The following is a 23110-nucleotide window of genomic DNA, read 5'->3' as shown; positions in this document are numbered from 1 at the left end:
ACCCTAAGTTTTCAAGGGAATCTATCTCGAAAATTTGAGCACGCCTGGGCGGCTTGCGGCGGTGAAACCGCTTACGCTTTGTCCTGGCGCGCTCTAGATGCTTCCCGCGCGTTCCCTCCTCCCTGGAACGCCTTCCCATGGAGTGAACATGACGTACAAGCTGCCGGACCTGCCCTACGCGTACGACGCGCTGGAGCCGACGATCTCCGCCAACACCCTCCATTTCCACCATGACAAGCACCACGCGGCCTATGTGACCGCGCTGAACGGCCTGCTGAACGGCGACGACAAGGGTTCGCTGGAAGCCGTGATCAAGGGCGCCGGCCCGGGCAAGGTGTTCAACAACGCCGCCCAGGCCTGGAACCACGCCTTCTTCTGGGACGGCCTTTCGCCCACCAAGACCGCTCCGGGCGCCGACCTGGCCGCCGCCATCGACTCGACCTTCGGCGGCCTCGCGGCCCTGAAGGAGAAGTTCGTCGCCGAAGGCATCGGCCACTTCGGCTCGGGCTGGGTGTGGCTGGTCTCGGACGCCTCGGGCGCGCTGAAGGTCATCTCGACCCACGACGCCGAAAGCCCGGTCACCCAGGACCTGACGGCCCTGGCGGTCGCCGACGTCTGGGAGCACGCCTACTATCTGGACTACCAGAACCTGCGGAAGGGCTTCCTGGAAGCCGTGTTCGACAACCTGCTCAACTGGACCCTGGCCGACAGCCAATATGCCGCGGCCAAGTCGGGCCAGCAGGGCTGGGCCTATCCGGCTCCGGAATAGGGCCTGAATTTCCGGAACGCCCGGGAGTCGGGTGCGTTTTCTCCAAGCGGGGCCATGGGCCTTGATTAAAGACAACGCCCCGGCTCGAAAGGCCGGGCTCATCCGGAGAGACCCATGCTGAACTGGGCCGTTACCTTTCTGGTGGTCGCTCTGATCGCCGCCCTCCTGGGCTTCACCGGCATCGCCGGGACCGCGATCGGGATCGCCAAGATCCTGTTCTATGTCTTCCTGATCCTGTTCCTGGTGTCGCTGGTCAGCCACCTCTTCCGAGGCGGCCGCGGCGCGCCACGCTAGGCGTCAGCACGGCGAGACAATGAAAACGGCGCGGCCCTCGGGTCGCGCCGTTCTTGTTTGTCAGGGGACGCGCCGATCGCAGGCCCATGTCCGCCAGACCTCGAACTTGCCGTGCGCATAGGCCAGAGCCTGCACGCGCACGCAGCCCGGCTCGACCTCGATGACGTTGAAGCCCGGCGCCGCGCCCCGCTCTCGATGCGAGAGGGTGCCCGAGCCGATCGCCTGGGTCTTGCCGTCGCCGAATGGGACGGCGGTGACGAACGGCAGGTGGATATGGCCCGACAGGATGATGTCGGCCCCGGCCTGGACGAAGCGATTGGCCGCGTCGACTCCGCCACGGACCTTGGCGGTCATCGGTCCGCCCAGAACCTCCATGAGGGGATGGTGGCAGACCACCACCCTGAGGTCGCCGGCGGGGGCGGCCTCCAGTTCGCGGACGACGCGGCGGATCTGGCCGCGCGACACCGCGCCTTTCGACCAGTTCCAGCGCGCCTGGGCGGCGCGGGCGGTGTTCAGCGAGGTCACGGTGATCCCCGGCGTCCGCCAGGCCGCGCCGTCCTCGTCGCCGAACCGGTCCCTGAACCGACGCCAGGCGCGGGTGAAGCGCTCGACGAGCTCGCCGAGACCGACGAAGGGCGTGTCGTGGTTGCCGGGCACGACGATCATCGGGTCGGGCAGGCGCTTCAGCCAGGCCGCGGCGGCGTCGAACTCGGGGACCTTGCCGTCCAGGGTCAGGTCGCCGGCGACGACCACCAGGTCGGGCCGGGCCTCGGTGATCCAGGCGGTCGCGGCCTCGACGGCTTCCTTGTTTTCGCCGCCGAAATGGATGTCGGAGAGCTGGACCAGCCTCATTCAGCGGTCTCGTCCGGCGGAACCAGTGCGCGGAAGGCCTTCGGGCGGAAGCGGATCGACACCTCGGGATCGAACCGCGCCGGCTCGCCGTCCAGGATCGCGGGGATGCGGCCATGGGCGCGGATCTTGCCGGTGCGGCAGCGCCCGGCGTTCACCGAGGGATCCTCGCGCCAATGGCCGCGGGCGGCGTTGAACCCGAGACGGAAGACGTCGAGCGCGCTGGATGGATCGAGCGCCGCGGCCTCCAGGGCCCGCTCCTCGGCGTCCAGGGCGGTCGAGACCAGCGGGCACATCAGGGTCAGGGCCTCGGCCTTGATCTCGGGCCGCCCATCCAGCGAGAAGCGAAGTCGCCCTGAGAAGGCGTTGCGGAAGGCGCGGCGGGCGCGGGCCAGGGCGATGTTGAAGCGGCCTTCGCGGGCCGCCTCGCGCGCGGTGGCCCACAGGGCCGGGCTGCCCAGGATGGCGGCGACGAAGAACAGGCGTCCGCCGACCTCGCCGCCGGAGATGGTCCTCGCCTCGCCGCTCTCCAGGCAGGCCTTCATCGCCGCCTGCCAGTCGCGGTCGCCGTAGAGGGCGCGCGGCAGCATGTTCATGGTGCCGCCGGGCAGGGGAGCGATCAGGGGCCCCTCCGGTCCGGCCATTTCGGCGGCGGCGCGGGCCGTGCCGTCGCCGGCCAGGACCAACACCGCGTCCGGCGCGCTGTCGATCACCGTCCTCAGGCAGTCGACCAGCTCGCCCGGTTGCGGCGCGTGGACGACACCGGAGACGCCGTATTCCGCCAGCAGTTGTTCGGCGATCCGCGGCGCGTCCGGGCCAACGGATCCGGACGCGGTGTTGGCGACGACCTCGATGCGCTTCACGCGCTCCCCTTTTCTCGTCAAAACTCGCCGACGCAACGGGCGGAGCTCGGCCGTGGTTCCCCCGCCAAACGGAACCGTCGCGCTTGGGAGTCGTTTGCTGCAGCAGGGGACAGGAAGCTTGGAACGGAGAGCCAGGATGAAGATGACCATGATCGCCCTGATGGGCGTGGGCGTGCTCGCCGCGGCGTGCACCTCGACCGGCAATGTGGAGCGCAACGCCGCTGGCGGCGCGGCCATCGGCGCCCTGGCCGGCGCCGTGATCGGCAACAATGTGGGCAGCGGCAGCGCGGGCACGGGGGCCGCGATCGGCGCGGCCATCGGCGGCACCGCTGGGGCCATCAAGGGCTGCCGCGAAGACGGCGGCTGTGGCGCGACGGACACCAACCGCCGCCAGTATTATGACGAGCGCGCGGGCCGCTACTACTACTACGACTCTCGCAGCGGTCGTTATTACTGGGAAGATGGCGCGCCCCGCTACTAAGCTGGACGGGACGCGACGACGCCAACGAAAGGCGATCGGCCCAGCCGATCGCCTTTCTTGTGTTCGCAGGTTCGAGGAGGAGGGTTCGAATGAAGACGATGAAGATCACCAACGCCGTGCAGGCCATCAGCGTGGCGGGCGTGGTCCTGGCGCTGGCGGGCTGCGCCACGTCCGAGAGCCCCTGGCGGGTGTTGCGCAAGCCCGTGGCCGCCGCGCCGCCCGCCTGTGCCGATTTCCAGTCCTCGGTCTATTTCGAGCAGGACAGCGCCGAGCTGACGAAGGAGGCCCGCATGCTGCTGTCCAACGCCCAGACCCAGGCGAGAGGTTGCGCCGTGAAATCCGTGCGGGTGACGGGTCTGGCCGATGCGGTCGGGACCTCCGAGGCCAATCTGGCCCTGTCCAAGCGTCGCGCCCAAACGGTGACCTCGGCCCTGGCCAAGGCCGGCTTCGGCAAGGTCGAGATCGATACGGCCGCCGTGGGGGACGCCGGGGCGGTGGCGGCGTCGGGCGCGTCCGCGCCGCTGCGCCGACGGGCGGACATCCTGTTCGATCTGGAGAGCAAGTAGGCCGGGATGGGCGGGCCTCCCAGGCCTGTCGTACCCATCGGAAGGAAAGGCGGGCCGGTCATCCGGTCCGCCCAAGTTCGCATCAACAAAGGGGGTGCGAAGGCGGCAGGCTGGCTATCGCCAGCCTTAAGTCGGGGGGGCGTCGCCGCCTTCGCAAAAATAGAAACGACGTCCCGGGCGAACGGTTCCGGCCTCGCGCGATTTTTTTCGCGAAGGACCGAAACGGGCGGGCGGCGGGAACGGTGGTGTCCGGAACACGTTGAAATCCCAGGCGGACATGTGGTCCGCCGGGGCAGGGAGCAACGTCGTGATCCGGACTTATCAGGCCGAACATGGCGGTACGGTTTTCGTCTCGACGCTCACGCAGCGTCAAAGAAGGGTGCGCTCGCGCGTCATGGCCTTGGTCGTGATCGCGGCGGTCGGAGCCTCCGCCGGGATGGTGCAGGCTTTCAGCGACCGCGACCGCGCGGACGCCGCCCGTATCTGGACGCCATAAGGAGGTATGACATCATGCCCGCCGACATTCATCACGACGTCGCGCCCGACACGCGCGGCCCACGCGTGAACGCCACCCGCGCCCGCCAGGGCCGTTGGGGACGCCACGTGTTCTGGGTGCTGATCATCTCCATCGTGCTCGCGGCGCTGGCCCTGTTCGGGGCCTGGACCTTCCGCGCCAACGACCTCGCCGCCGTCGAGGTCAATAACGGCGCCAAGACGCCCGCCGAGGCGCAGCGCTATGACACCCAGCAGGCGCCGGTGCGCCAGACGCCGTAACGACCGCTACGGTCCAAACGCTCACGCCTTCGCGAGAGAGCGATGGCGTGAGGGCCAAGATCAGAACCGCCGCGACAGCCTGACCGTTGTCGCGGCGGTTTCGTCTTCGCGATCCCTCATCCGCCCCAGGGCAATAGGGGGCCGCAAGAGTCCGACGCACGGCCAACGAAAAACGGCCCTCCTTTCGGAGAGCCGCTTCACGGGTCTATCGGGACAACCCTGAGATCAGGCCGCCTTGGCGGCCCGGCGCGGGTGGAAGAACAGCGCCTGGCCGATCGCCGCCTTCACCGTTTCCGGCTGGAAGGGCTTGGTGATCAGGAAGGTCGGCTCCGGGCGCTCGCCGGTCAGCAGGCGCTCGGGGAAGGCGGTGATGAAAATCACCGGCACGTCCATCCGGCCCAGGATGTCCTTGACCGCGTCGATGCCGGACGAGCCATCGGCCAGCTGGATGTCGGCCAGCACCAAGCCGGGCTTGCGACGGGCCACGGCCTCGACCGCCTCGCCGCGGGTGGCGGCGATGTCGGTGACCTGGTGGCCCAGTTCCTTGACCAGGGCCTCGATGTCGGCGGCGATGACCGGCTCGTCCTCGATGATCAGAACTTCGGTGGCCAGCTCGGCGTCGATCTCGGCCTGGGCGTCGGAGATCAGGCGTTCGACCTCGCCGAAGTCACAGTCGAGGATCTGGGCGGCTTCGGTCGGCGTGAAGCCCTCGAGCGCGGTGAGCAGGAAGGCCTGCCGCGAACGCGGAGCGATTCGCATCAGGCGCTGGGCGGCGTCGTCGCCGGCCGTCAGGCCTTCGTCGCGACGGGCCTCGAGTTGGGCGCCGGAACTGAGCCAGATGGCGTGGAAGACGCGATAGAGCGCCACGCGCGGCGACAGATCGTCGTCCAGCGAACGCTCTCCGGCCGCCAGGGCCTCGAGGGCTACGCGGACATAATGATCGCCCGTCGACTGATCGCCGGTGAGGGCGCGGGCGTAGCGGCGGATGTAAGGCAGATGCGGCGCCAGCCGAGCAAGAAGACTCATGACCCCTCCCGATGCGGTGTCTTCGGAAACTAACTAACGAACGGCAAAGCTATGCCGTTCCGTCGATGGTCGATAACGCCGCCTCAACTGAGCGGTTCCGTCCGTTGCGAATTTTTGACATCTTAAGCCCAAGCTTAGGGAACCGGGCACGGAAAACCACGTTGTCGTCTGGCGGAAAGACATTCGGCCAAAGGGGGCGGACGCCGATGCACATGCACTTCGGTGTCGAGGACATGATCGAACACGTACCCATGGAAGACAAACGCAAGAGCGCCGCGGCGCTGGATGAAGCGCGTCTGCGCCAGCAGGCCATCGGCGTGAAGCTGCGTCAGATGTTCGACGAGGTCGTCAATGAGGCGGTGCCCGACGAATTCCTCGAAATTCTCCGCAAGGCCGAGCCCCCGAAGGGAGAGCGCTGAGCATGAGCGAACCGCAAGTCGGCCGCTCGCCGCCCGACCCCGTCCGTGACAACCAGTTCAAGCGCGAACTGGTCACCCTGATTCCGCATCTGCGCGCCTTCGCCCGCACCCTGACCGGCGACCCCACCGCGGCCGACGATCTGGCGCAGGACGCCATGATGAAGGCCTGGGACGCGCGCGCCAGCTTCCAGTTGGGCACTAACATGAAGGCCTGGACCTTCATGATCCTGCGCAACCAGTTCTATTCGGAAAAGCGCCGCAGCTGGCGCCAGAGCCAGCTTGACCAGGAAGCCGCCGAGCGGACCCTGGTGGCGGTCGACGATCCCGAGGCGCCCGTCGCCCTTGACGAACTCCGCCTGGGCCTTGGCATGCTTCCCGCCGAGCAGCGCGAAGCCCTGATCCTGGTCGGGGCCGGCGGCTTCGCCTACGAAGAGGCCGCCGAGATCTGCGGCTGCGCCGTGGGCACCGTGAAGAGCCGTGTCAGCCGCGCCCGCCGGGCGTTGCAGGCCATTCTCGAGGCGGGGGCCTATGATCGTGACGGCGCATCGGCGGGTGACGCCATGCATGCGATCCTCGCCGACGCGGAGCGATTGAGCTCCCCGCGGTGAAGACTTTTGCCGGCCGCGCCGAGCAGGCCGTAACATCCATCCGAGTCCGCCTGGCCTTCGCGCTGTGCGTCGCTCTGCTTCCGGTGCTGGTCATCGGCGGCGCGCAGTCGATCTTCGCCTTCCGGGCCGAGGCCGATTCGCGCCGCCAGAGCCTGGAGCTGGCGGCTGGACAGAGCGCGGCCAACGCCCGCGCCCGTATCGAGGCGGCCGGGGTGCTGCTCCAGACCCTGGGCCCCGGCTCGGTCGGGCTGGAATGCGCTCAGCGCCTGGCCGACGTACGCGCCCGCCTGCCAGGCTACGCCAATCTGATCCGCTTCGACTCGCGTGGCCGCGTGGTCTGCGCCGCGGCGACGACGCCGTTTGACGCCGAGCGGAGCCAGAGACCCTGGTTCCAGGAACTGCGCGCCGGCGCGAGCATGGTCGTGGCCTCGGCTCCCGGCGCGGTCTACGCCAACGAGCCTGCCGTCCTGGCCGCCGTTCGCGCCGGCCCGCCGGACAAGTTCGAAGGCGCGATGGCCGCTGTCCTGAACCTGCGCGACCTCAAGGTCGGCACGGTCAACCGCTTCATGCCCGATGGGGCCGAGGTGGCGCTGGCCGATTCGAACGGCGCGATCTTCGCCGCCACCGACCCTTCGGCCTTCTCGACGCCGCCGCGCGGTTGGCGCGAGCGCGCGGCCAAGAGCGGCGCGGCGATCTGGAGCCACGAGGACGCGGCCCATCACGAGCGCACCTATTCGGCCGCGCCGCTGGTCAGCGACGATGTCTTCGTGGTGCTGTCGGCGCCCGCGCCCGGCCTGGTGTCCTGGGCCTGGATCAACCCGATCTCGCGCCTGCTGCTGCCGCTGCTGGCCTTCTTCCTGGCCTTGGGCGCGGTGCTGATCGTCTCCGAGCGGGAGGTGATCCGCTGGATCGTCTACCTGCAGCGCGTGGCGGCGATCTATGCGCGGGGACGCTTCACCGTCCGGCCGCTGCAGGCCGAGCGGGCGCCGCCGGAGATCCGCGAGCTGGCGGCGACCCTCGACGCCATGGCGGGCGGCATCGTCGCCCGCGACGCCTCGCTGCTGGACAGCCTGGCCGAGAAGGACGCGCTGATGCGCGAGATCCATCACCGGGTGAAGAACAACCTGCAGATCATCACCTCGCTGCTGAACATGCAGCAGCGGGCCCTGGCCGATCCCGCGGCCAAGGCGGCGATGAACGACACCCGCCAGCGGATCACCGCCCTGGCCCAGATCTATCGGGCCCTCTACCAGGGGCCGGATCTCAAGCGCGTCGATCTGCGGCCGTTCCTGGAGGAGCTGACCGCTCAGCTCCTGGCCAACGACATGTCCACCTCGCCCCTGGTGCGCACCGAGGTCCACGCCGATCCTCTGGTCATTGATCCCGACCGGCTGGCCCCGATCGCCCTGTTCGCGGTCGAGGCGATCACCAACGCCCAGAAGCACGCCTTCGGTCCGGCGGGCGGCATGCTCAGCGTCGGCTTCCACGTGCGGGGCGAGGAGGCCGAGCTCTCCATCAGCGACGATGGTCCGGGCGCGCCCGACAGCGTCGGCGGCGGCGTCGGCCGCACGCTGATGACCGCTTTCGCCCGACAGCTGCGCGGCAAGGTGACGTTCGAGACCCACGCGCCGCGCGGCCTGACCGTGCGCCTGACCTTTCCGACGCCGCAGGCCGTGATTCCGCCAACCTAGAGCGTGGGGGCCGGAACCGAGCTTCGCCGCTGACGTTCTTGAGGGGCAATCGTTGCAGCGCCCCTTCCCCATCCCTTCCGGGGGCGAACATCGGAGAAGAAAATGCGTAAGCTCGTGATTATCGCCGCCGCCCTGGCGTCTCTGTCGGTCGCCGCCTGCAATACCGTCGAGGGCGCTGGCAAGGACGTCTCGTCGGCCGGCAAGGCCGTCAGCGAGACGGCCAAGGACGTCAAGTAAGCGTTCAGACCTGATCTAGCGAAAGGCCCGCCGGTTCCGCCGGCGGGCCTTTTTCGTTTACGGCGATAAACGTCACAGTGTTGCGTCAGTGCAACCTTGAGCGGTCCCGCCGATATCCTAACGCAAGATCGCCAAGCCAGGCTCGGTCCCTGTCGAGGGGCGCGCCTGTTGTCACACACTCACACCGTCTTCGTACACAGCGGCTGGCGTTGCTCCAGCACCTATGTCTGGCATCGCTTCAGGGCGCTGGCGGGCGTGCGCGCCTATTACGAACCCTGGCACGAGCAACTGGCCCGGCTGACGGCGCGGACCATCGATGTGGAAACTCCCGAAAATAGCGGTTTGCGCCATCCGGGCGGGACCGAGCCCTATCTGAAGGAATTCGAGGTCGTCCTCGACCCCGCGGGCGGCGTGCGGCGCTTCGAGCCCGGCTTCGCCCTCGACCGCTTCTGGATCGAGCCCGAGGCCAGCGACCTGGCCCAGCAGGCCTATGTCGAGGAACTGGTCGCCGCGGCCCGGGCCCGGGGCGAGACGCCGGTTCTGGCCTGCTGCCGGACCCTGGGCCGGGCGGGATGGCTGAAGCGCCGGTTCGGCGGCTTCCATGTGGTGCTGATCCGCGACCCGGTGCAGCAATGGCTGTCGTTCTATTCGCTGCGCAAGCGACCTCGGCCGACCTATTTCGAGCTGTGCCACTATGTTCTGCTGTCCGAGATGGCCGGCTGCGGCGATGTCGCCCGGACCTTGCTGGGGCATGAGTTCGACGGGCGTGGAACGCTCGATGATCGCGTCGCCGCCGTCCGCCGGCATCTGAAGCGCGCCCCGGCCAGCGTCTCGTTCCAGGCCTTCCTGGCGGTGTGGCTGCGCTCGTACCTGAAGGCCCTGCCGGACGCTGACCTGGTGGTCGATGTCGATCGCCTTGCCCGTGACCAGGCCTATGCCCGAGAGGTGGAGACGGCGATCGAGGCCGGCTGCGGGCTGAAGCCCGACTTCTCGGACTGCCGCGCCCCGGCGCCGCACGGCATCGCCCCGCCGATCGCGTGGCGCAAGGCCGCCCGTCAGGTGGTGGATCTGATGGACCTGCATGGCGCCATCGTCGGTCCGCAAGCGCCGCCGATCCTGTTCCGCAAGCTCGCGCCCGCCTTCGCGGCGGTGACGCCGGCGCCGGTGGGCGGACTGACCAGACTGGGAGAGGCGCTGGGCGGTCTCGTCGGCGGGGCGGCGGTGGCGCGCGCGCCCGCCAAGGCCTACGCCGCCGCGGCGACCCGCACGGACGGATCGCGCAGGTAGATGCCGGCCCCGCCCGGCGCGGCGGTCAGGACGTCGTCGAACTCCGAGACGTCGTCTTCCGGATCCAGGGCCAGCACGCCGTCGGCCGGCAGCAGCGCCACCAGGGCCTGGACCACCTTGGCCCGCAGCGAGGCGTCCATGTTTCTCAGCACGCCGCGCAGCAGGATGACGTCGAAGCGGCCCATGACGGACAGGTCGGACAGCAGGTTGATCCGCTTCCAGCGCACCATCTGCCGGATGCGCGGCGAGATCGCCCAGGTGTCGTCCTGGTTCTCGAAATACTTGATCAGCATCCGGATCGGCAGGCCGCGCTGGACCTCGAACTGGGTGTAGATTCCGGCCTGGGCCTTCTCCAGCGAGCGCTCGGAAAGGTCGGAGCCGAAGAACTCGAACCGCGTCCCGGTGGCCAGGGTCGTGGCTTCGTTGGCGGCGATGGCCAGCGAATAGACCTCCTGGCCGGTGGCGCAGGCCGCGCTCCAGAGGCGGATCGGCGCCTCGGATCGGCGATGCGACAGGGCGGGCAGCACCTCGTCGCGCAGCTGGGCGAAGGCCTCGCGGCCGCGGAAGAAGGCGGTGTCGCTGCGGCACAGGGCCTCGACCACGGCCCAGATCAGCCGGTCCTCGCGCTTGGCCCGCAGGGCGGCGATCAAGGCGTCGATCGAGTCGTAGCCTTCGCGTCTCGCCAGCGGCGAGAGACGGCTTTCGACCAGATAGGGCTTTTCGGTCTCGACCCGCACGCCGGCGCGAGCGCGGCCCAGGGCCGCCAGCAAGTCCATGTCTTCGGGCGTCACAGCAGGCCGGCCTCGGCGAACTTCGCCTCGATGATGTCGCCGTCGAACGGCTTCATGATGTACTCGTCCGCCCCGGCCTCGATGGCGGCGCGGATGTGGTCGGGACCGTTCTCGACGGTGCAGAAGACGACCTTGGGCGTCGCGCCGCCGGGCTCGCGGCGCAGCTGGCGCAGGAAGTCGATGCCGTTCATCACCGGCATGTTCCAGTCGAGCAGAACCGCGTCGGGCATGGCCGCGCGGCACCACGCCAGGGCCTCCATGCCATCGGCGGCCTCGGCGATCTCGAAGCCGATGTCCTCGAGGACCCGGCGGGCGACCTTGCGGATCACCCGGCTGTCGTCGACCACCAGACAGGTCTTCACGGCATGCTCCAGTTCAGGCCGCCATCGTGGGAGCGGTCTGGTTAAGGAGCGGTTTGCCTAAACCCGGATCGGGGTGCGGCAAATGTAACTTTTACGGCGAAGATTGAGCGGCGCGGCCGTCTAGGCCGGAACCCAGGCGGCGATGCTGGCGCGATCCTCGCCGATCTCGACGGCGATCTGGCCGCCGGCCGCGCGGACCAGGGCGTTCAGATAGGCCGCCTGGACCCACGGACCGCCCAGGCCCTCGGCCAGGGGCTCGCCCTTCAGGCCGGCCAGCACTTCCGGGCGCAGGCGGGCGCGGGGACCGACCGAGTCGGCGATGATCGAGAAGCGGCCGTCGGCCGCGACGCCCTTGACCGTGGCCACGCCGCCGGCCGGCAGGGCGCTGGCGGCGATCTGGGCGATGTTGAGGATGGCGCGCGAGGACGGCTTGTTCATCGCCTGAGGCTCGATCTGCCAGTCCAGGGTCGGGCGCACGTGGGCGAACACCCCCTGGGCCAGCTTTTCCAGCTCGCGCGAGTCGAAGTTCTCGGCCGAGGCCGAGGCGCCGAACGCCACGCGGGTGAACTGCAGCAGGTCGGCCAGCTTGCGGGCCGACGAGGCGATCAGGTTCATGGCGTCGTCGCGCATGTCCTGGGCCGCCGGATCGTCCAGCAAGTCGAGGCCCGAGACGATGGCGCTGGCGGGGCTGATGAAGTCGTGGCACAGGCGCGCGGCCAGCATGGCGGCGAAGTCGGGGCCCTGGACGTCCGTTTCGGGGGACGCGGGAGCCGGGGCCGCAAGGGAGGTCTCTGGGACGATATCGGTCATGGCGGCGGACTCTGCCGTGATTTGAGGCTTTGGCAAACGGGGCCCGCCGCTCTAAACGAAGCCCGTGGTCGATCCGTTTCTAGAGCCCGGCGTTTTGGTGCGCCACCCCGGCCAGCCCGACTGGGGCCTGGGGCAGGTTCAGTCCGTGATCGGACACCGCGTGACCGTCAATTTCGAAGACGCCGGCAAGCAGACCATCGACGCCAGCCGCGTGCGTCTGGTCTTCGTCGGCGACGACCCCAGAGGATCGGGGTGAGGGGGCAAGAATGACCAGCGAAAATCTCACCGCCAAAGATCTTGCGGAGTGGGGCCGCGCCCTGGCCGGGATCACCGAAGAGGCGGCGACAGTCATCCTGCCGTTCTGGAAAACCGAACTGGCCGTGGCCCAGAAGGCCGACGAAAGCCCGGTCACCGAGGCCGACCGCGCCGGCGAGCGCCTGATCCTGCGGCGACTGGCCGAGCTCTATCCGGACGTGCCGGTGATCTCCGAGGAGCACGCCAGCGAGTTCGGGACGCCCGACGCCGTCGGTCCGCGCTTCTTCCTTGTCGATCCGGTCGACGGCACCAAGGCCTTCGTGCGCGGCGACCCCAATTTCACGGTCAATATCGGCCTGATCGACCATGGCGTCCCGGTCGCCGGCGCCGTCTGCGCCCCGGCCACGGGCGAGCTGTGGTTCACGACGGCGCAAGGGGCGGTGAAGCGCTCGGGCCCGGACGGGGCCGAGACGCCGGTCCGCGTGCGTTCCTGGCCCACGGGCGCGGCCTTGGGCCTGGTCAGCCACACCATGCGCGAGGAGAAGGCCGCCGAACTGGCCGCCCAGTACGGCTTCGACCTGCGCGCGCCCATGGATAGCTCGATCAAGATGTGCCGCATCGCCGAGGGCTCGGCCGACATCTATCCGCGCCACGGCCCGACCTCGGAGTGGGACACCGCCGCCGCCCATGCGGTGGTGGTCGCGGCCGGGGGAACCTTCACCCAGCCGGACGGCTCGCCCTTCACCTACGGCAAGGCCGACCAGGGCTTCCGCAACGGCTGGTTCGTGGTGCGCGGGGCGCCGGCGGCCTAAGGGGCGTCCTCGACCATCGGTTCGGCGGGCGTCGTCATGATCGTCCCGGCCGAGGCCGCGACGATGGCGGCGATGGCCAGCCACTGGGTCGCCGCCAGATGTTCGCGCAGGATGACCAGTCCCGCCAGGGCCCCGGCCGCGGGCTCCAGGCTGAGCATCACGCCGAAGCCTGCGCTTGGGGATGGCGCGCAGGGCGATCATCTCCAGCGAATAGGGGATGGCGCTGGACATCACGGCCGCCACCAGGCCCAGCGCGATCAGCCTGGGCTGGAAGAGCGCGGTCCCGGCCGAGGCGACGCCGATCGGTACGACGATCAGGGCCGCGGCGACCATGCCCAGCGCCACCGAGCGTCCTGCGTGCAGGTGGCCGGTCCGCTTGCCCAGGATGATGTAGAGCGCCCACATCACCGCCGCGACGCACGCGAAGCCGACCCCGACGGGATCCAGCGGCCTGGCGCCGGGATCGATCGGCAGCAGCAGGCCCAGGCCCAGCACCGCCAGGCCGATCCAGACGAAGTGGATCAGCTTGCGCGAGCTGGCGACGGAAACGGCCAGCGGCCCGATGAACTCGATGGCCACGGCCACGCCCAGCGGCACCGTGCGGATGGCCATGTAGAAGCTGAGGTTCAGCACGCCCATCACCGCGCCGTACAGCGCGACCCTGCCCAGGTCGGCGCGCGAGATCGGATGGTTCCAGGGCCGCCAGACCAGCATCAGGATCAGCGCCGCGAAGCCGACCCGATAGGCGCTGGTCCCCTGCGCGCCGACGATCGGAAACAGGCCCTTGGCCAGCGACGTGCCGACGCACAGCGTGACGATCGCCCCGATCAGGGCCGCATAGGGCAGGAGCAGCGGACGGGCGGCGGACATCGGCCGCTTTTAGGCGGGGAGATCGACAGACGCTAGGATTGCCGGATCCAATCTTCGCTCGCGTGGCGCACGCGCTGGATAAGGATATCCGGGCCATCGAGCCGATAGATGATGATGTGGCTTCGATAGGGATGGACGCGCGATAAACCCTTCAGTTCGGTGCGCACCGCCGCGGCGAACGGGAAATCCGACAGGAAATTGAGGGTTTGCTCCAAACCTTCATAATAGCGCTCGGCCTGGTCGACCCCAAACATCTCCACGCCTGTCACGTAGATCTGAGTGATGTCGTCTTCGGCCTTGAGGCTGAGCCTATAGGCCACGCCGGCCGCCGGCCTTTTCGCGCGCCGCGGTCAGGATTTCGCTCATCGACTTGGCGCTGACGCCGCCAGCTTCGGCTTCGTCGATAAGCCGCTGCATGGTCGCGATCTTGTCGGCCCGTTCCTGATCTCGGCGGATCAGGTCGCGCACATAGTCGCTGGCGTTGCTGTAGCGACCGGTCTCAGCCTGCTCTTCAACCCACATCTTCATGGCGTCGGGAAGAGACACGTTCATCGTCGCCATGGCTCACCTCTAAAGTGAGAATGGCATTCTTTGGCAAAGATTGCCATTCAAAATGGGTGAAAGTGGAGGGGCTAGACAGTCAAGCCGCCTAGCCCCGGTCGTCGTTACTTCTTCACCCAACCGCCATCCAGCGGCTTCCAGTACTGGCCGGGCGCCAGGCGGCTGTAGAGCTGCTTGGCGGTGGCCTGGCCGGCCGCTTCCGCGGTCACGCCAGTCTTGGCGGCGATGTCCTTGTAGGCGGCGGCGCGGCCGGTGTTGATCTCGGCCACCGAGGCGCGCAGCGACGCGTCGCCGCCGGACACGATGCCCAGATAGCCGTCGGCCTGCTCGCCGACCGTGCCAGCGGCCTTGCCGGCGTCCACGGCGGCCTTGGCGGCGGCCGATTGGGCCATGGCCAGGTTGGCGCCGGCGGCGGTCATCGCCAGGCCCAGGGCCAGAACCGTCATCGTCTTGCGGATCATGTCGGCTCTCCTTCTTAGAACAGGTTGGGGTTTTGCTGGATCAGCGACTGGACTTCCTTGTCCAGCCGCACGCGCACGTCGGCGTCCAGCTTGGCGTAGATGTTGATCGGGTCGACCTTCACGCGGACGGTAGGCGTGCAGGCGGCCGCGCCGAGCGCTCCCGTCGCGGCGAGGGCTAGTAAGAGGGCGCGCGTCTTCATGCGTGAAGTCTCCAGTTCGTATTCAGCTTGGCGGGTCAAGGTTGAACCGCGCCTGAACGGGTTTGGGCCGGCTTCGAGAAGGCGAGCTTCCAGGCGTTGAGAAGCTCGTCGAAGTTCAGCGACGTGTCGAGGGTCAGATCGACCGGCGTCTTGGCCGGCAGGGCGATACGCTTGTCGAAGGCGCGGCCGCGCAGGAGGTCCAGGATCCCGACACGGGCCTTTTCGGGGACCTTGGGATCGTGCCGGCCCTTGATGTGGAAGATCACGCCGAGGCGGCCATTGTCGGTGCTGTTCACTCCGGCCTCCAGCTGTTCGAAGGCCAGGTTCTCCATGGCCTGATAGGCGAAGTCCTGGATGGCGTTGACCTGAGCCGGCGCCGGTGGCGGCGCGCCCGGGCTGTCGGCGGGGCTGGCCGCGACCCCGGTCAGGGCGGTGCGCGACAGCTCGACCCGGCCGGGCTGGATGGCGGTGATCCTGCCCTCATGGAAGCGCAGGCCCTCGGGACCGAAGGTGAAGGGCAGGCGGCCGTCGACCACGGCCTGGACCTTGACCTTCTCGGCCAGCGACGTGGCGGCGATGACTTCGCCCAGGTCGAGATGCTCGATGACGATGGTCCCGCTGAGCGTCTTGTCCAGGCCCAGGGGCACGTCGATCGGCTCGATCGAGATCCGGCCCTTGGCGGCCTCGAACGTGGCCTTGGAGAGCTTCAGGCTGTCGGCGGCCAGCTGGAACTCGGATTCCACGGCGGTCAGCGGCACGATGGAGTCGATCTTGGCGATTCTCAGCGCCTGGCCGGGAGCGGTGGTCAGCGGCGCCAGGCTGTCGAAGTCGACGGCGCCGTCCAGGGTCGCGACCAGGCCGATCGGGCTGGTGAAGTCGATGTTGTCGGCGACCAGGCGGCCGCGACTGGTCGCGCCCTTGGCGTTCCAGGCGAAGACGCCGGTGAAGCTGGCCGGGCCGCGCGCGTCGGTGGCGAAGGCGGCCATCGGCGACAGGTCGGCGGGCTGCAGGCCGTCCTTGGCGAAGGCCAGTTTCGAGGCGTCGATGTCGGCCTGGCCGACGCCGGTCGCCACCACGTGGCGCAGGCGGATCTCGCCCAGCGGCGCGCCGACCGGCGTCGCGGCCTGGAAAGTTCCGGTCCACAGGCCGCCCGACAGCCCCAGTTGACCCTTGGCGAGGATGGGGTTGAAGCGGCGCTCGGGGGCGGCGTCGGTGATGGCGGCGCTGGCGACCTGAACGCTGGCGCGCTCGAACCCGTGAACGCCGCCCAGCGTCGCCTCGCCCTTGACGCCCTGGAGTCTGGCCTGGGCCACGGCCAGTTCGCCCTTGGCGTCCTGGAAGCGCAAGGCCGCGCTCCAGCCCTGGGCGCCGGCCGTGACCAGCGGGACCTTGGCCGGGCACAGGGTCGCCTGGATCGCGGTGACGGGGGCGTCGCCGAGGGCGTAGGCCTTGGCGGTGATCGGCGCGCATTTGGGCGTGGTCAGGGTGAAGCGGCCGCCGGCGATCCGCGCCTGGCCGTCGATCTGGCCGGTCACGCCCTGGATCGGCGGCAGGTCGAAGTCTTTGGTGGCGACGGACAGGGGCGAGGTCATCACCCCGCCCGAGGCGCGCCAGTCGCTGGCCGTGATCCGCACGGTGGGCAGGCGTCCGCCCGACAGCGAGGCTCGCAGCGCGCCGCGCGCGCCGTTCGGGCCGGCGTCCAGCAGCAGGCTATTCGGCGCGGCGGCGGCCAGCACGACGCCGTTGGGCGCGGACAGGCGCGCCTCGCGGGGAAGGGTCATCTTCACGCGCGCGCCGCTGATCGCCAGCCCCACGGCGGGCAGGGTCAGGTCGAAGGTCCGCAGGGCCTGGCTCAGCGGCTTGCCATAGTCCGGATTGGGGATCAGGGCCGCCAGGCGCTCGGCGTCGGGGCCCGAGATGGCGCTGTGGCCGCCCGCCGAGCCGTTCAAGGTCAGGAACAGACCCTTGGCGCCCTGGTCGATGCGGCCGCTGGCGTTCAGCCGCGCCGAGGCCAGGGCCAGCGCGCCGGCGGCCAGACGGTCGGCGCCGGCCTCGATCTTCAGCGGTCCGTTGACGCTCATGCCGCTCGAGTCGGTCGCCAGGCCCAGATTGTCGGAGGTCGCTCGAGCCCGAAGCGCACGGAGCGCGGTCCCGGCGGCCACGGCCTCGCCCGTTCGCAACTCCGCGCTGGTCGCGCCGCGCAGGGTCAGCCGGCCGTCCTGGCGACCGCCGGCGACGCGAGAGAGGTCCAGGGCGAGACTGGCGTCGCGGGCGTCCAGAGACGGCGCCGACAGTCGCCCGCCGCGCAGGGCCGCGCGACCCTTGCCCAGGAAGGCGAAGCGCTCCAGCCCGCCGTCCACGCGCCCGTTCAGGGAGAGGTCGCCGGTCACCGACTCGCCCTGGGCGTCGCCGAACCGGCCGTCCGCGGCGCGCAGGGCCAGCCGCGCCTCCAGCGGGCCGTTGGCGGTCATCCTGGCCAGGTCCGGATAGGGCAGGTCGGCGGAGAGCTTGGCGGTGGCGCCGGCCAGGTCGGCGGCCTCGGCCTCCAGGCTGTCGAGGGCCAGCGAGACGTCGATGGTCAGGCGGTCGCCGCGCTTGCGCGCCGTGACCGTCGCGCCCCGGGCGTCGAGGGCCAGGTTCTGAGTGGCGTAGCGCAGCGGCGCCAGGCGGCCGTCGAAGCGCAACAGCTGGCCGTCGTCCAGGCTGGCGTCGCCGGTGATCCGCGCGCGGCCGCCGGGGGTGATCAGGTCCAGTCGCGCGTCCTCGACCAGCACGGCCGGCCCCGGAACGTTCGGCTTCCTCGGCGACTTCAGGAATTCGTCGAGCAGCGGCTGCAACGCCCCGAACCGCACCTGGCCCTTGTCGTCGATGCTGGCCAGCACGCGCGGGCGGACGAGCCGCACGGCCTTGGTCTGGATGCCGAACGCCTCGCCATTCCACGGGGCGGACAGGTCGTAGGCCACCTCAAGCCGGTCGGCGGCGAAGACGGGATTGTCGCGCGAACCCAGGCGGACCTTGCCCGTGAAGCCTGTGGCGTCCAGGTCGTCCAGTTCGACGGCGGCCTCGACGCCATGCTCGCGCAGCCAGGCCTCGGCCAGCTCGCGGCTGATTTCGCGTCGGCCGGACCAGACCACGAGGCCGGTGGCGATCAAGGCCAGCATCGACAGCGACAGCGCCTCGAGGCCGAGGTCGATCACGCGCGCGCGATCCCAGGCTTTTCGGGGCGTCTTGCTGGATTCTGGGGCGGTCGAGGGCTCGGCCATCAGGTCCTTGGCGGTTCAGATCCTACAGAAAGCCCCCCGGCCTAGCTTAGATCCCTACTTCGAAAAGCCTAGCACGTCCTGCATGTCGTAGAGGCCCGGCGGCTTGCCCTTGACCCAGACGGCGGCGGCGATCGCCCCGCGCGCGAACAGGCCCCGGTCGATGGCCGAGTGCGACAGGGTCAGGCTCTCGGACTCGCCGGCGAAGATCACGCTGTGTTCGCCGATGATTCCGCCGCCGCGCACGACCGAGAAGCCGATCGCGCCCTCCTTGCGGGGACCGGTGACGCCGTCGCGGGCGCGGTCGGCGACCTGACCCAGGCCGACCCCGCGCCCTTCGGCGGCGGCCTCGCCCAGCATCAGGGCCGTGCCCGACGGCGCGTCGATCTTGCGCTTGTGGTGGGCTTCGAAGACCTCGATGTCCCAGTCCTGCGCGGGCAGGGCGGCGGCGGCCTGGCGCACCAGGCCCATCAGCATGTTGACGCCCAGCGAATAGTTGCCCGAGCGGACGATGGCGATGGTCTTGCTGGCTTCGTCGATGCGGGCCAGCTGCTCGTCGGAGAAGCCGGTCGAACCGATGACCAGGGCCGGTCCGCCTTTCGCGGCGGCCGCCTCGGCCAGCAGCACCGAGGCTTCCGGCAGGGTGAAGTCGATCACGGCGTCCGTCGTCGCCAGGGCCTCGTCGCGCGAGACCAGGCCGGCGCCGTCCACGCCCGGACGTTCGAAGCGCGCGGTCACGATCGCGTCGGCGCGGCCCTCCAGCGCCTTGGCCACGGCCTGGCCCATGCGGCCGTTGGCGCCGGCGATCGCGATCTTCACGGGCTGGGACAAGTCGGGCTCCAGTACAAAATGTACTTGAGGCAAATCGCCCAATCCGCCCCCTCGGGTCAACCTCTCCCGGCCTTCCCGAACGTCAGCGACGTTGACGCAAGGCCAAGTCCAACAAGCGTTTGCTGGGATTTTCGCGTCCTTCCCCGGTTGTGACGCTCGGCGCCCCTCGCTACGGTGATCCCACATAAGGGCGTGTTCGCATCGATCGGCGCGCCCCTTCTTCGACTTGCGCAGCAGGAATGGGAACGCCGGATGAGCGACGCGGAACGCAAGACCTTCACGGACGAGGAGGCCTTGGCCTTCCACCGTCACCCCCAGCCAGGCAAGCTGGAGGTGACCCCGACCAAGCCGATGGCGACCCAGCGCGACCTGTCGCTGGCCTATTCGCCCGGCGTCGCCGTGCCCGTCCACGCCATCGCCGCCGATCCGGACATGGCCTACGAATACACCTCCAAGGGCAACATGGTCGCCGTGATCAGCAACGGCACCGCGATCCTGGGCCTGGGCGACCTCGGCGCCCTGGCGTCGAAGCCGGTCATGGAAGGCAAGGCCGTCCTCTTCAAGCGCTTCGGCGACGTCGACAGCATCGATATCGAGATCAGCTCCAAGGATCCCGACGAGATCATCACGGTGGTCAAGAACATCGGGATCTCGTTCGGCGGCATCAATCTGGAGGACATCAAGAGCCCCGAGTGCTTCCGCATCGAGACCGAGCTGCAGGACCTGCTCGACATCCCGGTGTTCCACGACGACCAGCACGGCACGGCGATCATCTGCGCGGCCGGCCTGATCAACGCCTGCCACATCACCGGCAAGAAGCTGGAGGACGTGAAGGTCGTGCTGAACGGTCCCGGCGCGGCGGGCATCGCCTCGCTGGAGCTGATCAAGGCCATGGGCGTCCACCCGGGCAACGTCATCGCGGTCGACAGCAAGGGCGTGCTCTACGAGGGCCGCACCGAGGGCATGAATCAGTGGAAGAGCGCCCACGCGGTCAAGACCGACAAGCGCACCCTGGCCGAGGCCGTGGCCGGCGCCGACGTGCTGCTGGGCCTTTCCGCCAAGGGCGCCTTCACGCCCGAGATGATCGCCAGCATGGCGCCGAACCCGGTCATCTTCGCCATGGCCAATCCCGATCCGGAGATCACGCCCGAGGAGGTGCACGCCGTGCGCCCCGACGCCATCATGGGCACGGGCCGCAGCGACTATCCCAACCAGGTCAACAACGTCCTGGGCTTTCCCTACATCTTCCGCGGCGCGCTGGATGTCCGCGCCCGCCGCGTCAATCACGAGATGAAGATCGCCTGCGCGCAAGCGCTGGCCATGCTGGCCCGCGAGGACGTGCCTGACGAGGTCGCCGCCGCCTATCACGGCCGCCAGCTGAAGTTCGGCCCGCAATACATCATCCCCTCGGCCTTCGACCCGCGCCTGATCTGGTACGTGCCGCCGTTCGTAGCCCAGGCGGCGATGGACACCGGCGTGGCCCGCAAGCCGATCGCCGACATGGACGCCTATCGCGCGGGCCTGGCCCAGCGCCTCGACCCGACCGCCGGCTTCCTGCAGAAGATCTCGGGCGCGGTGCTGGCCAATCCCAAGCGCATCGTGTTCGCCGAGGGCGAGGACCCCAGCGTCATCCGCGCCGCCTACGCCTATCAGACCGGCGGCTACGGCAAGGCCATCCTGTGCGGCCGCGAGAACCTGGTGCACGAGAACATGAAGCTGGTCGGCCTCGATCCCGAGACCGTCGGGCTGGAGATCGTCAACGCGCGCCTGTCCGACCGCAATCCGGACTATGTCGACGCGCTCTATCACCGCCTGCAGCGCCAGGGTTACCTGAAGCGCGACGTCCAGCGCCTGATCAACCAGGACCGCAACAGCTTCGCCGCCTCGATGGTCACGCTTGGCGAGGCCGACGGCATGGTCACCGGCGTCACCCGCAGCTTCGACCAGGCCCTGGAAGAGGTGCTGCGCGTCGTCGATCCCGCGCCCGGCGGCCGGATCATGGGCATGTCGGTGGTGCTGGCCAAGGGCCGCACGATCTTCGTGGCCGACACCAACGTCACCGAGCTGCCCGAGGCCGAGGAACTGGTCGAGATCGCCTGCGAGGCCGCCCGCGCCGTCAAGCGCCTGGGCTTCAAGCCGCGCGTGGCCTTCATGAGCTATTCGACCTTCGGCAATCCGATGGGCCTGCGCTCGGAGAAGGTGCGCGAGGCCGTGGCCATGCTCGACGAGATGGACGTCGACTTCGAGTACGAGGGCGAGATGCCCCCCGAGCTGGCCCTGGATCCGGAAAAGCGCGCCAACTATCCGTTCATGCGCCTGACCGACAGCGCCAATATCCTGATCATGCCGGCCATCCACGCCGCCTCGATCTCGACCAAGCTGGTGCAGTCGCTGGGCGGGGCCACGGTGATCGGGCCGGTGCTGCTGGGCCTGTCCAAGTCGGTGCAGATCGCCCCGCTGTCCGCCTCGGTGTCGAGGATCCTGAACATGGCGATGATGGCCGCCTACGATCAGCCGGAGGAGGACCCGGCCGAGTAAGCTTGGCCGCGACCTCTGCGGCTCGCTGTGTCAGGGCGTCACAGGGTCTGACGACGGCGCCCCCGCGCCCCCATCTTGGTAGGGTCGGCGAGCGTATGCCGACGCGTAAGCCCTCCGGCCGGCGTCCACCCCTTGCGGACGCCGGCCGGCCCTTGCCCCTAAATCCCTCTCTCTAAGAGAGAGGGGATTGAGAGGGCTGTATCCCCGGTGTTCGCGAAGCTGAACCCCGCGAAATCAATGGCTTGTCGATTTTACGCGCCCCTGAATGATCCGCGTTGAATCCGCCTGCACAATCAAAGCCATCCCCGTCGCGGGGGAGGGCGTTTGGATCCGGCCCAATACGGCGGCGGGGGTAGGTTGAGCGGGGCCGCTGGCGGTTCCCGGAGGCTCGAAAGTCGCCCCGTCCGTACTCTTTAGGCGGATCGGCTGGCGAACGGGCGGTCTTCGGGGCCAAAGCCATCAGCGGAGCGACAGGGCGGTGATCGTACAAGCCGCCTATCGTGGATCGTCGGGGTCGAGACGGATGTAGCCGATCGACTTGGTCCGCGCCCGTCCGGGGGTAAACGGGGACCCGAGCAGACAACGCTCACGCCTCCCGACCTCACGGGCAAGAACAGCCTGGCGGAGCGGTCAGCGAGCCGAAACAAAACAAACCTCACGGTCCCCGGGTTCGCCCGGCCGCTCCGTCGCCTCCCCACCCAAACTCGCAGCCGCTCAGGCGCGAGGACGCTGAAACACGTTCCTTCCCCCATCCAGGGGAAGGGGCTGCCATCAGAATCCCTGGGCTTGCCTCTTTCCTTCCCCGGACGTAACTCCCGCTCGATGAGCATTTCCGCCCCTGGGGCCAAGATCTGCGGACTGTCGACGCCCGAGACGGTGAAGGCCGCCTTCGACGGGGGGGCGGCGTTCCTGGGGTTCGTCTTCTTCGACAAGAGCCCGCGCAACCTCGCGCCCGAGACCGCCGCGCGGCTGGTCGAGCCGGCCAAAAGCGAAATGTGGCGCGGTCGCGGCGTGAAGACGGTCGCCGTCACCGTCGATCCCGACGACGCCCTGATCGACCGCCTGATGGCCACGATGCGCCCTGACCTGATCCAGGTTCACGGCAAGGAGACGCCCGCGCGGGTCCGCGAGATCGCCGCCCGGACCGGTGTCGGCGTCATCAAGGCCTTCTCGGTGTCGTCTTCGGCCGATGTCGACCAGGCCAGGGCTTTCGACGGCGTCGTCGAGCACCTGATGTTCGACGCCAAGCCGGTGGAAGGCTCAACCCTGCCCGGCGGCACCGGAGCCCGTTTCGACTGGGGACTGCTGGACGGCAAGCGCTTTTCCCGCCCGCATTTCCTGGCTGGCGGCCTCGATCCGTGGAACGTGACGGACGCAATCCGGGTCTCCGGCGCGCCCCTGGCGGACGTTTCCTCTGGCGTGGAGCGCGGTCCGGGCCTAAAGGACCCGGCTCTGATCACGGCGTTCCTCGACGCCGTCAAACGCGTCTAGCTGT

At 69.1% G+C, this 23110-nt stretch carries 27 protein-coding genes and 1 pseudogene; 15 read left to right on the top strand and 13 right to left on the bottom strand.

Going from position 1 to position 23110, the window contains the following annotated elements:
* Positions 1–148: 148 nt before the first annotated feature.
* Positions 149–769, top strand: coding sequence for a superoxide dismutase (locus EIK80_RS24160; RefSeq protein ID WP_125159562.1), 621 nt, complete (start codon positions 149–151; stop codon positions 767–769).
* 114 nt (positions 770–883) lie between these two features.
* Complete coding sequence (locus tag EIK80_RS24155) at positions 884–1063, top strand: DUF1328 domain-containing protein (RefSeq protein ID WP_125159561.1); 180 nt, start codon at positions 884–886, stop codon at positions 1061–1063.
* 60 nt (positions 1064–1123) lie between these two features.
* Here the strand turns inward: EIK80_RS24155 and EIK80_RS24150 are convergent, their stop codons facing one another.
* Both EIK80_RS24150 and EIK80_RS24145 read right to left on the bottom strand, forming a co-directional pair.
* A complete protein-coding gene (locus tag EIK80_RS24150) occupies positions 1124–1915 on the bottom strand; it encodes a metallophosphoesterase (RefSeq protein WP_125159560.1) in 792 nt (263 codons plus the stop codon).
* Positions 1912–2775, bottom strand: a complete 864-nt coding sequence (locus EIK80_RS24145) for a diacylglycerol kinase family protein (RefSeq protein ID WP_125159559.1) — start codon at positions 2773–2775, stop codon at positions 1912–1914. The genes EIK80_RS24150 and EIK80_RS24145 overlap by 4 nt, the downstream gene beginning before the upstream one ends.
* A 136-nt stretch (positions 2776–2911) precedes the next feature.
* On the opposite strand from EIK80_RS24145, the gene EIK80_RS24140 reads away from it, so the two are divergent.
* From EIK80_RS24140 to EIK80_RS24125, 4 genes are all read left to right on the top strand, one after another.
* Positions 2912–3256, top strand: coding sequence for a YMGG-like glycine zipper-containing protein (locus tag EIK80_RS24140; RefSeq protein WP_125159558.1), 345 nt, complete (start codon positions 2912–2914; stop codon positions 3254–3256).
* A gap of 89 nt (positions 3257–3345) precedes the next feature.
* Positions 3346–3822 (top strand): OmpA family protein, encoded by a 477-nt coding sequence (locus EIK80_RS24135; RefSeq protein WP_125159557.1) that lies wholly within the window; start codon positions 3346–3348, stop codon positions 3820–3822.
* 307 nt (positions 3823–4129) lie between these two features.
* Positions 4130–4318, top strand: coding sequence for a hypothetical protein (locus EIK80_RS24130; protein ID WP_125159556.1), 189 nt, complete (start codon positions 4130–4132; stop codon positions 4316–4318).
* Positions 4319–4332: 14 nt separating this feature from the next.
* Positions 4333–4596, top strand: coding sequence for a hypothetical protein (locus EIK80_RS24125; protein ID WP_125159555.1), 264 nt, complete (start codon positions 4333–4335; stop codon positions 4594–4596).
* A 225-nt stretch (positions 4597–4821) separates the two neighbouring features.
* Here the strand turns inward: EIK80_RS24125 and EIK80_RS24120 are convergent, their stop codons facing one another.
* A complete protein-coding gene (locus EIK80_RS24120; RefSeq protein ID WP_125159554.1) occupies positions 4822–5622 on the bottom strand; it encodes a response regulator in 801 nt (266 codons plus the stop codon).
* Positions 5623–5855: 233 nt separating this feature from the next.
* Here EIK80_RS24120 and EIK80_RS24115 point away from each other — a divergent pair, with 233 nt between their 5' ends.
* From EIK80_RS24115 to EIK80_RS24095, 5 genes are all read left to right on the top strand, one after another.
* Positions 5856–6041: a NepR family anti-sigma factor gene (locus EIK80_RS24115; RefSeq protein WP_199743613.1), complete on the top strand. Its 186-nt coding sequence runs from the start codon at positions 5856–5858 to the stop codon at positions 6039–6041.
* Positions 6042–6043: 2 nt separating this feature from the next.
* The gene (locus tag EIK80_RS24110) at positions 6044–6649 is read left to right on the top strand and encodes a sigma-70 family RNA polymerase sigma factor (RefSeq protein WP_125159553.1); all 606 of its coding nucleotides are present in this window, start codon (positions 6044–6046) and stop codon (positions 6647–6649) included.
* Positions 6646–8340: a sensor histidine kinase gene (locus EIK80_RS24105; RefSeq protein ID WP_125159552.1), complete on the top strand. Its 1695-nt coding sequence runs from the start codon at positions 6646–6648 to the stop codon at positions 8338–8340. The genes EIK80_RS24110 and EIK80_RS24105 overlap by 4 nt, the downstream gene beginning before the upstream one ends.
* Positions 8341–8442: 102 nt before the next feature.
* On the top strand, positions 8443–8577 hold the full coding sequence (locus tag EIK80_RS24100) for an entericidin A/B family lipoprotein (RefSeq protein WP_125159551.1): 135 nt from the start codon (positions 8443–8445) through the stop codon (positions 8575–8577).
* A 168-nt stretch (positions 8578–8745) separates the two neighbouring features.
* Positions 8746–9864, top strand: a complete 1119-nt coding sequence (locus tag EIK80_RS24095) for a hypothetical protein (RefSeq protein ID WP_125159550.1) — start codon at positions 8746–8748, stop codon at positions 9862–9864.
* On the opposite strand, the gene EIK80_RS24090 is transcribed toward EIK80_RS24095, so the two are convergent.
* From EIK80_RS24090 to chpT, 3 genes are all read right to left on the bottom strand, one after another.
* Complete coding sequence (locus tag EIK80_RS24090) at positions 9822–10655, bottom strand: protein-glutamate O-methyltransferase CheR (RefSeq protein ID WP_125159549.1); 834 nt, start codon at positions 10653–10655, stop codon at positions 9822–9824. The two genes, EIK80_RS24095 and EIK80_RS24090, sit on opposite strands and share 43 nt — an antisense overlap.
* The gene (locus EIK80_RS24085; protein ID WP_199743612.1) at positions 10652–11029 is read right to left on the bottom strand and encodes a response regulator; all 378 of its coding nucleotides are present in this window, start codon (positions 11027–11029) and stop codon (positions 10652–10654) included. The genes EIK80_RS24090 and EIK80_RS24085 overlap by 4 nt, the downstream gene beginning before the upstream one ends.
* 108 nt (positions 11030–11137) lie before the next feature.
* On the bottom strand, positions 11138–11827 hold the full coding sequence (gene chpT / locus EIK80_RS24080) for a histidine phosphotransferase ChpT (RefSeq protein ID WP_125159547.1): 690 nt from the start codon (positions 11825–11827) through the stop codon (positions 11138–11140).
* A gap of 64 nt (positions 11828–11891) precedes the next feature.
* Here chpT and EIK80_RS24075 point away from each other — a divergent pair, with 64 nt between their 5' ends.
* Complete coding sequence (locus EIK80_RS24075; RefSeq protein WP_125159546.1) at positions 11892–12083, top strand: DUF3553 domain-containing protein; 192 nt, start codon at positions 11892–11894, stop codon at positions 12081–12083.
* Positions 12084–12093: 10 nt separating this feature from the next.
* A complete protein-coding gene (gene cysQ / locus EIK80_RS24070; protein WP_125159545.1) occupies positions 12094–12894 on the top strand; it encodes a 3'(2'),5'-bisphosphate nucleotidase CysQ in 801 nt (266 codons plus the stop codon).
* On the opposite strand, the pseudogene EIK80_RS24065 reads toward cysQ, so the two are convergent.
* The 7 genes and pseudogenes from EIK80_RS24065 to dapB all read right to left on the bottom strand — a co-directional run bounded on the left by EIK80_RS24065 (position 12891) and on the right by dapB (position 19077).
* Positions 12891–13764 (bottom strand): annotated as a pseudogene (locus EIK80_RS24065) (DMT family transporter). The gene cysQ and the pseudogene EIK80_RS24065 overlap by 4 nt on opposite strands.
* Before the next feature lie 32 nt (positions 13765–13796).
* A complete protein-coding gene (locus EIK80_RS24060; RefSeq protein WP_125159544.1) occupies positions 13797–14084 on the bottom strand; it encodes a type II toxin-antitoxin system RelE/ParE family toxin in 288 nt (95 codons plus the stop codon).
* Entirely contained in the window at positions 14074–14325 is a 252-nt protein-coding gene (locus tag EIK80_RS24055) for a type II toxin-antitoxin system ParD family antitoxin (RefSeq protein WP_125159543.1), read from the bottom strand. Before EIK80_RS24055 ends, EIK80_RS24060 begins: the two co-directional genes overlap by 11 nt.
* A 104-nt stretch (positions 14326–14429) precedes the next feature.
* Positions 14430–14786, bottom strand: a complete 357-nt coding sequence (locus EIK80_RS24050) for a YdbL family protein (protein ID WP_125159542.1) — start codon at positions 14784–14786, stop codon at positions 14430–14432.
* A gap of 14 nt (positions 14787–14800) precedes the next feature.
* Complete coding sequence (locus tag EIK80_RS24045; protein WP_099575348.1) at positions 14801–14986, bottom strand: YnbE family lipoprotein; 186 nt, start codon at positions 14984–14986, stop codon at positions 14801–14803.
* 35 nt (positions 14987–15021) lie between these two features.
* Positions 15022–18183, bottom strand: coding sequence for a YdbH domain-containing protein (locus EIK80_RS24040; protein WP_233586927.1), 3162 nt, complete (start codon positions 18181–18183; stop codon positions 15022–15024).
* Positions 18184–18303: 120 nt separating this feature from the next.
* Positions 18304–19077, bottom strand: coding sequence for a 4-hydroxy-tetrahydrodipicolinate reductase (gene dapB / locus EIK80_RS24035; protein ID WP_125159540.1), 774 nt, complete (start codon positions 19075–19077; stop codon positions 18304–18306).
* Between the two features lie 252 nt (positions 19078–19329).
* Between dapB and EIK80_RS24030 the strand changes: the two genes are divergently transcribed.
* Both EIK80_RS24030 and EIK80_RS24020 read left to right on the top strand, forming a co-directional pair.
* Complete coding sequence (locus tag EIK80_RS24030; protein WP_125159539.1) at positions 19330–21615, top strand: NADP-dependent malic enzyme; 2286 nt, start codon at positions 19330–19332, stop codon at positions 21613–21615.
* Positions 21616–22437: 822 nt separating this feature from the next.
* The gene (locus tag EIK80_RS24020; RefSeq protein ID WP_125159538.1) at positions 22438–23106 is read left to right on the top strand and encodes a phosphoribosylanthranilate isomerase; all 669 of its coding nucleotides are present in this window, start codon (positions 22438–22440) and stop codon (positions 23104–23106) included.
* Positions 23107–23110 lie beyond the last annotated feature (4 nt).

This window comes from Caulobacter sp. 602-1 (assembly GCF_003931565.1).
Taxonomy (GTDB): domain Bacteria; phylum Pseudomonadota; class Alphaproteobacteria; order Caulobacterales; family Caulobacteraceae; genus Caulobacter.
This window is presented reverse-complemented; position numbering and strand designations above follow the sequence as displayed.

Excerpts from the sequence above, each read along its gene's own strand:
- EIK80_RS24120 (WP_125159554.1), bottom strand. The coding sequence starts at position 5,622 with ATGAGTCTTCTTGCTCGGCTGGCGCCGCATCTGCCTTACATCCGCCGC.
- EIK80_RS24150 (WP_125159560.1), bottom strand. The coding sequence starts at position 1,915 with ATGAGGCTGGTCCAGCTCTCCGACATCCATTTCGGCGGCGAAAACAAG.
- EIK80_RS24045 (WP_099575348.1), bottom strand. The coding sequence starts at position 14,986 with ATGAAGACGCGCGCCCTCTTACTAGCCCTCGCCGCGACGGGAGCGCTC.
- EIK80_RS24020 (WP_125159538.1), top strand. The coding sequence starts at position 22,438 with ATGAGCATTTCCGCCCCTGGGGCCAAGATCTGCGGACTGTCGACGCCC.
- EIK80_RS24155 (WP_125159561.1), top strand. The coding sequence starts at position 884 with ATGCTGAACTGGGCCGTTACCTTTCTGGTGGTCGCTCTGATCGCCGCC.
- EIK80_RS24140 (WP_125159558.1), top strand. The coding sequence starts at position 2,912 with ATGAAGATGACCATGATCGCCCTGATGGGCGTGGGCGTGCTCGCCGCG.
- EIK80_RS24050 (WP_125159542.1), bottom strand. The coding sequence starts at position 14,786 with ATGATCCGCAAGACGATGACGGTTCTGGCCCTGGGCCTGGCGATGACC.
- EIK80_RS24030 (WP_125159539.1), top strand. The coding sequence starts at position 19,330 with ATGAGCGACGCGGAACGCAAGACCTTCACGGACGAGGAGGCCTTGGCC.
- EIK80_RS24110 (WP_125159553.1), top strand. The coding sequence starts at position 6,044 with ATGAGCGAACCGCAAGTCGGCCGCTCGCCGCCCGACCCCGTCCGTGAC.
- EIK80_RS24055 (WP_125159543.1), bottom strand. The coding sequence starts at position 14,325 with ATGGCGACGATGAACGTGTCTCTTCCCGACGCCATGAAGATGTGGGTT.
- chpT (WP_125159547.1), bottom strand. The coding sequence starts at position 11,827 with ATGACCGATATCGTCCCAGAGACCTCCCTTGCGGCCCCGGCTCCCGCG.
- EIK80_RS24115 (WP_199743613.1), top strand. The coding sequence starts at position 5,856 with ATGATCGAACACGTACCCATGGAAGACAAACGCAAGAGCGCCGCGGCG.
- EIK80_RS24135 (WP_125159557.1), top strand. The coding sequence starts at position 3,346 with ATGAAGACGATGAAGATCACCAACGCCGTGCAGGCCATCAGCGTGGCG.
- cysQ (WP_125159545.1), top strand. The coding sequence starts at position 12,094 with ATGACCAGCGAAAATCTCACCGCCAAAGATCTTGCGGAGTGGGGCCGC.
- EIK80_RS24125 (WP_125159555.1), top strand. The coding sequence starts at position 4,333 with ATGCCCGCCGACATTCATCACGACGTCGCGCCCGACACGCGCGGCCCA.
- EIK80_RS24100 (WP_125159551.1), top strand. The coding sequence starts at position 8,443 with ATGCGTAAGCTCGTGATTATCGCCGCCGCCCTGGCGTCTCTGTCGGTC.
- EIK80_RS24160 (WP_125159562.1), top strand. The coding sequence starts at position 149 with ATGACGTACAAGCTGCCGGACCTGCCCTACGCGTACGACGCGCTGGAG.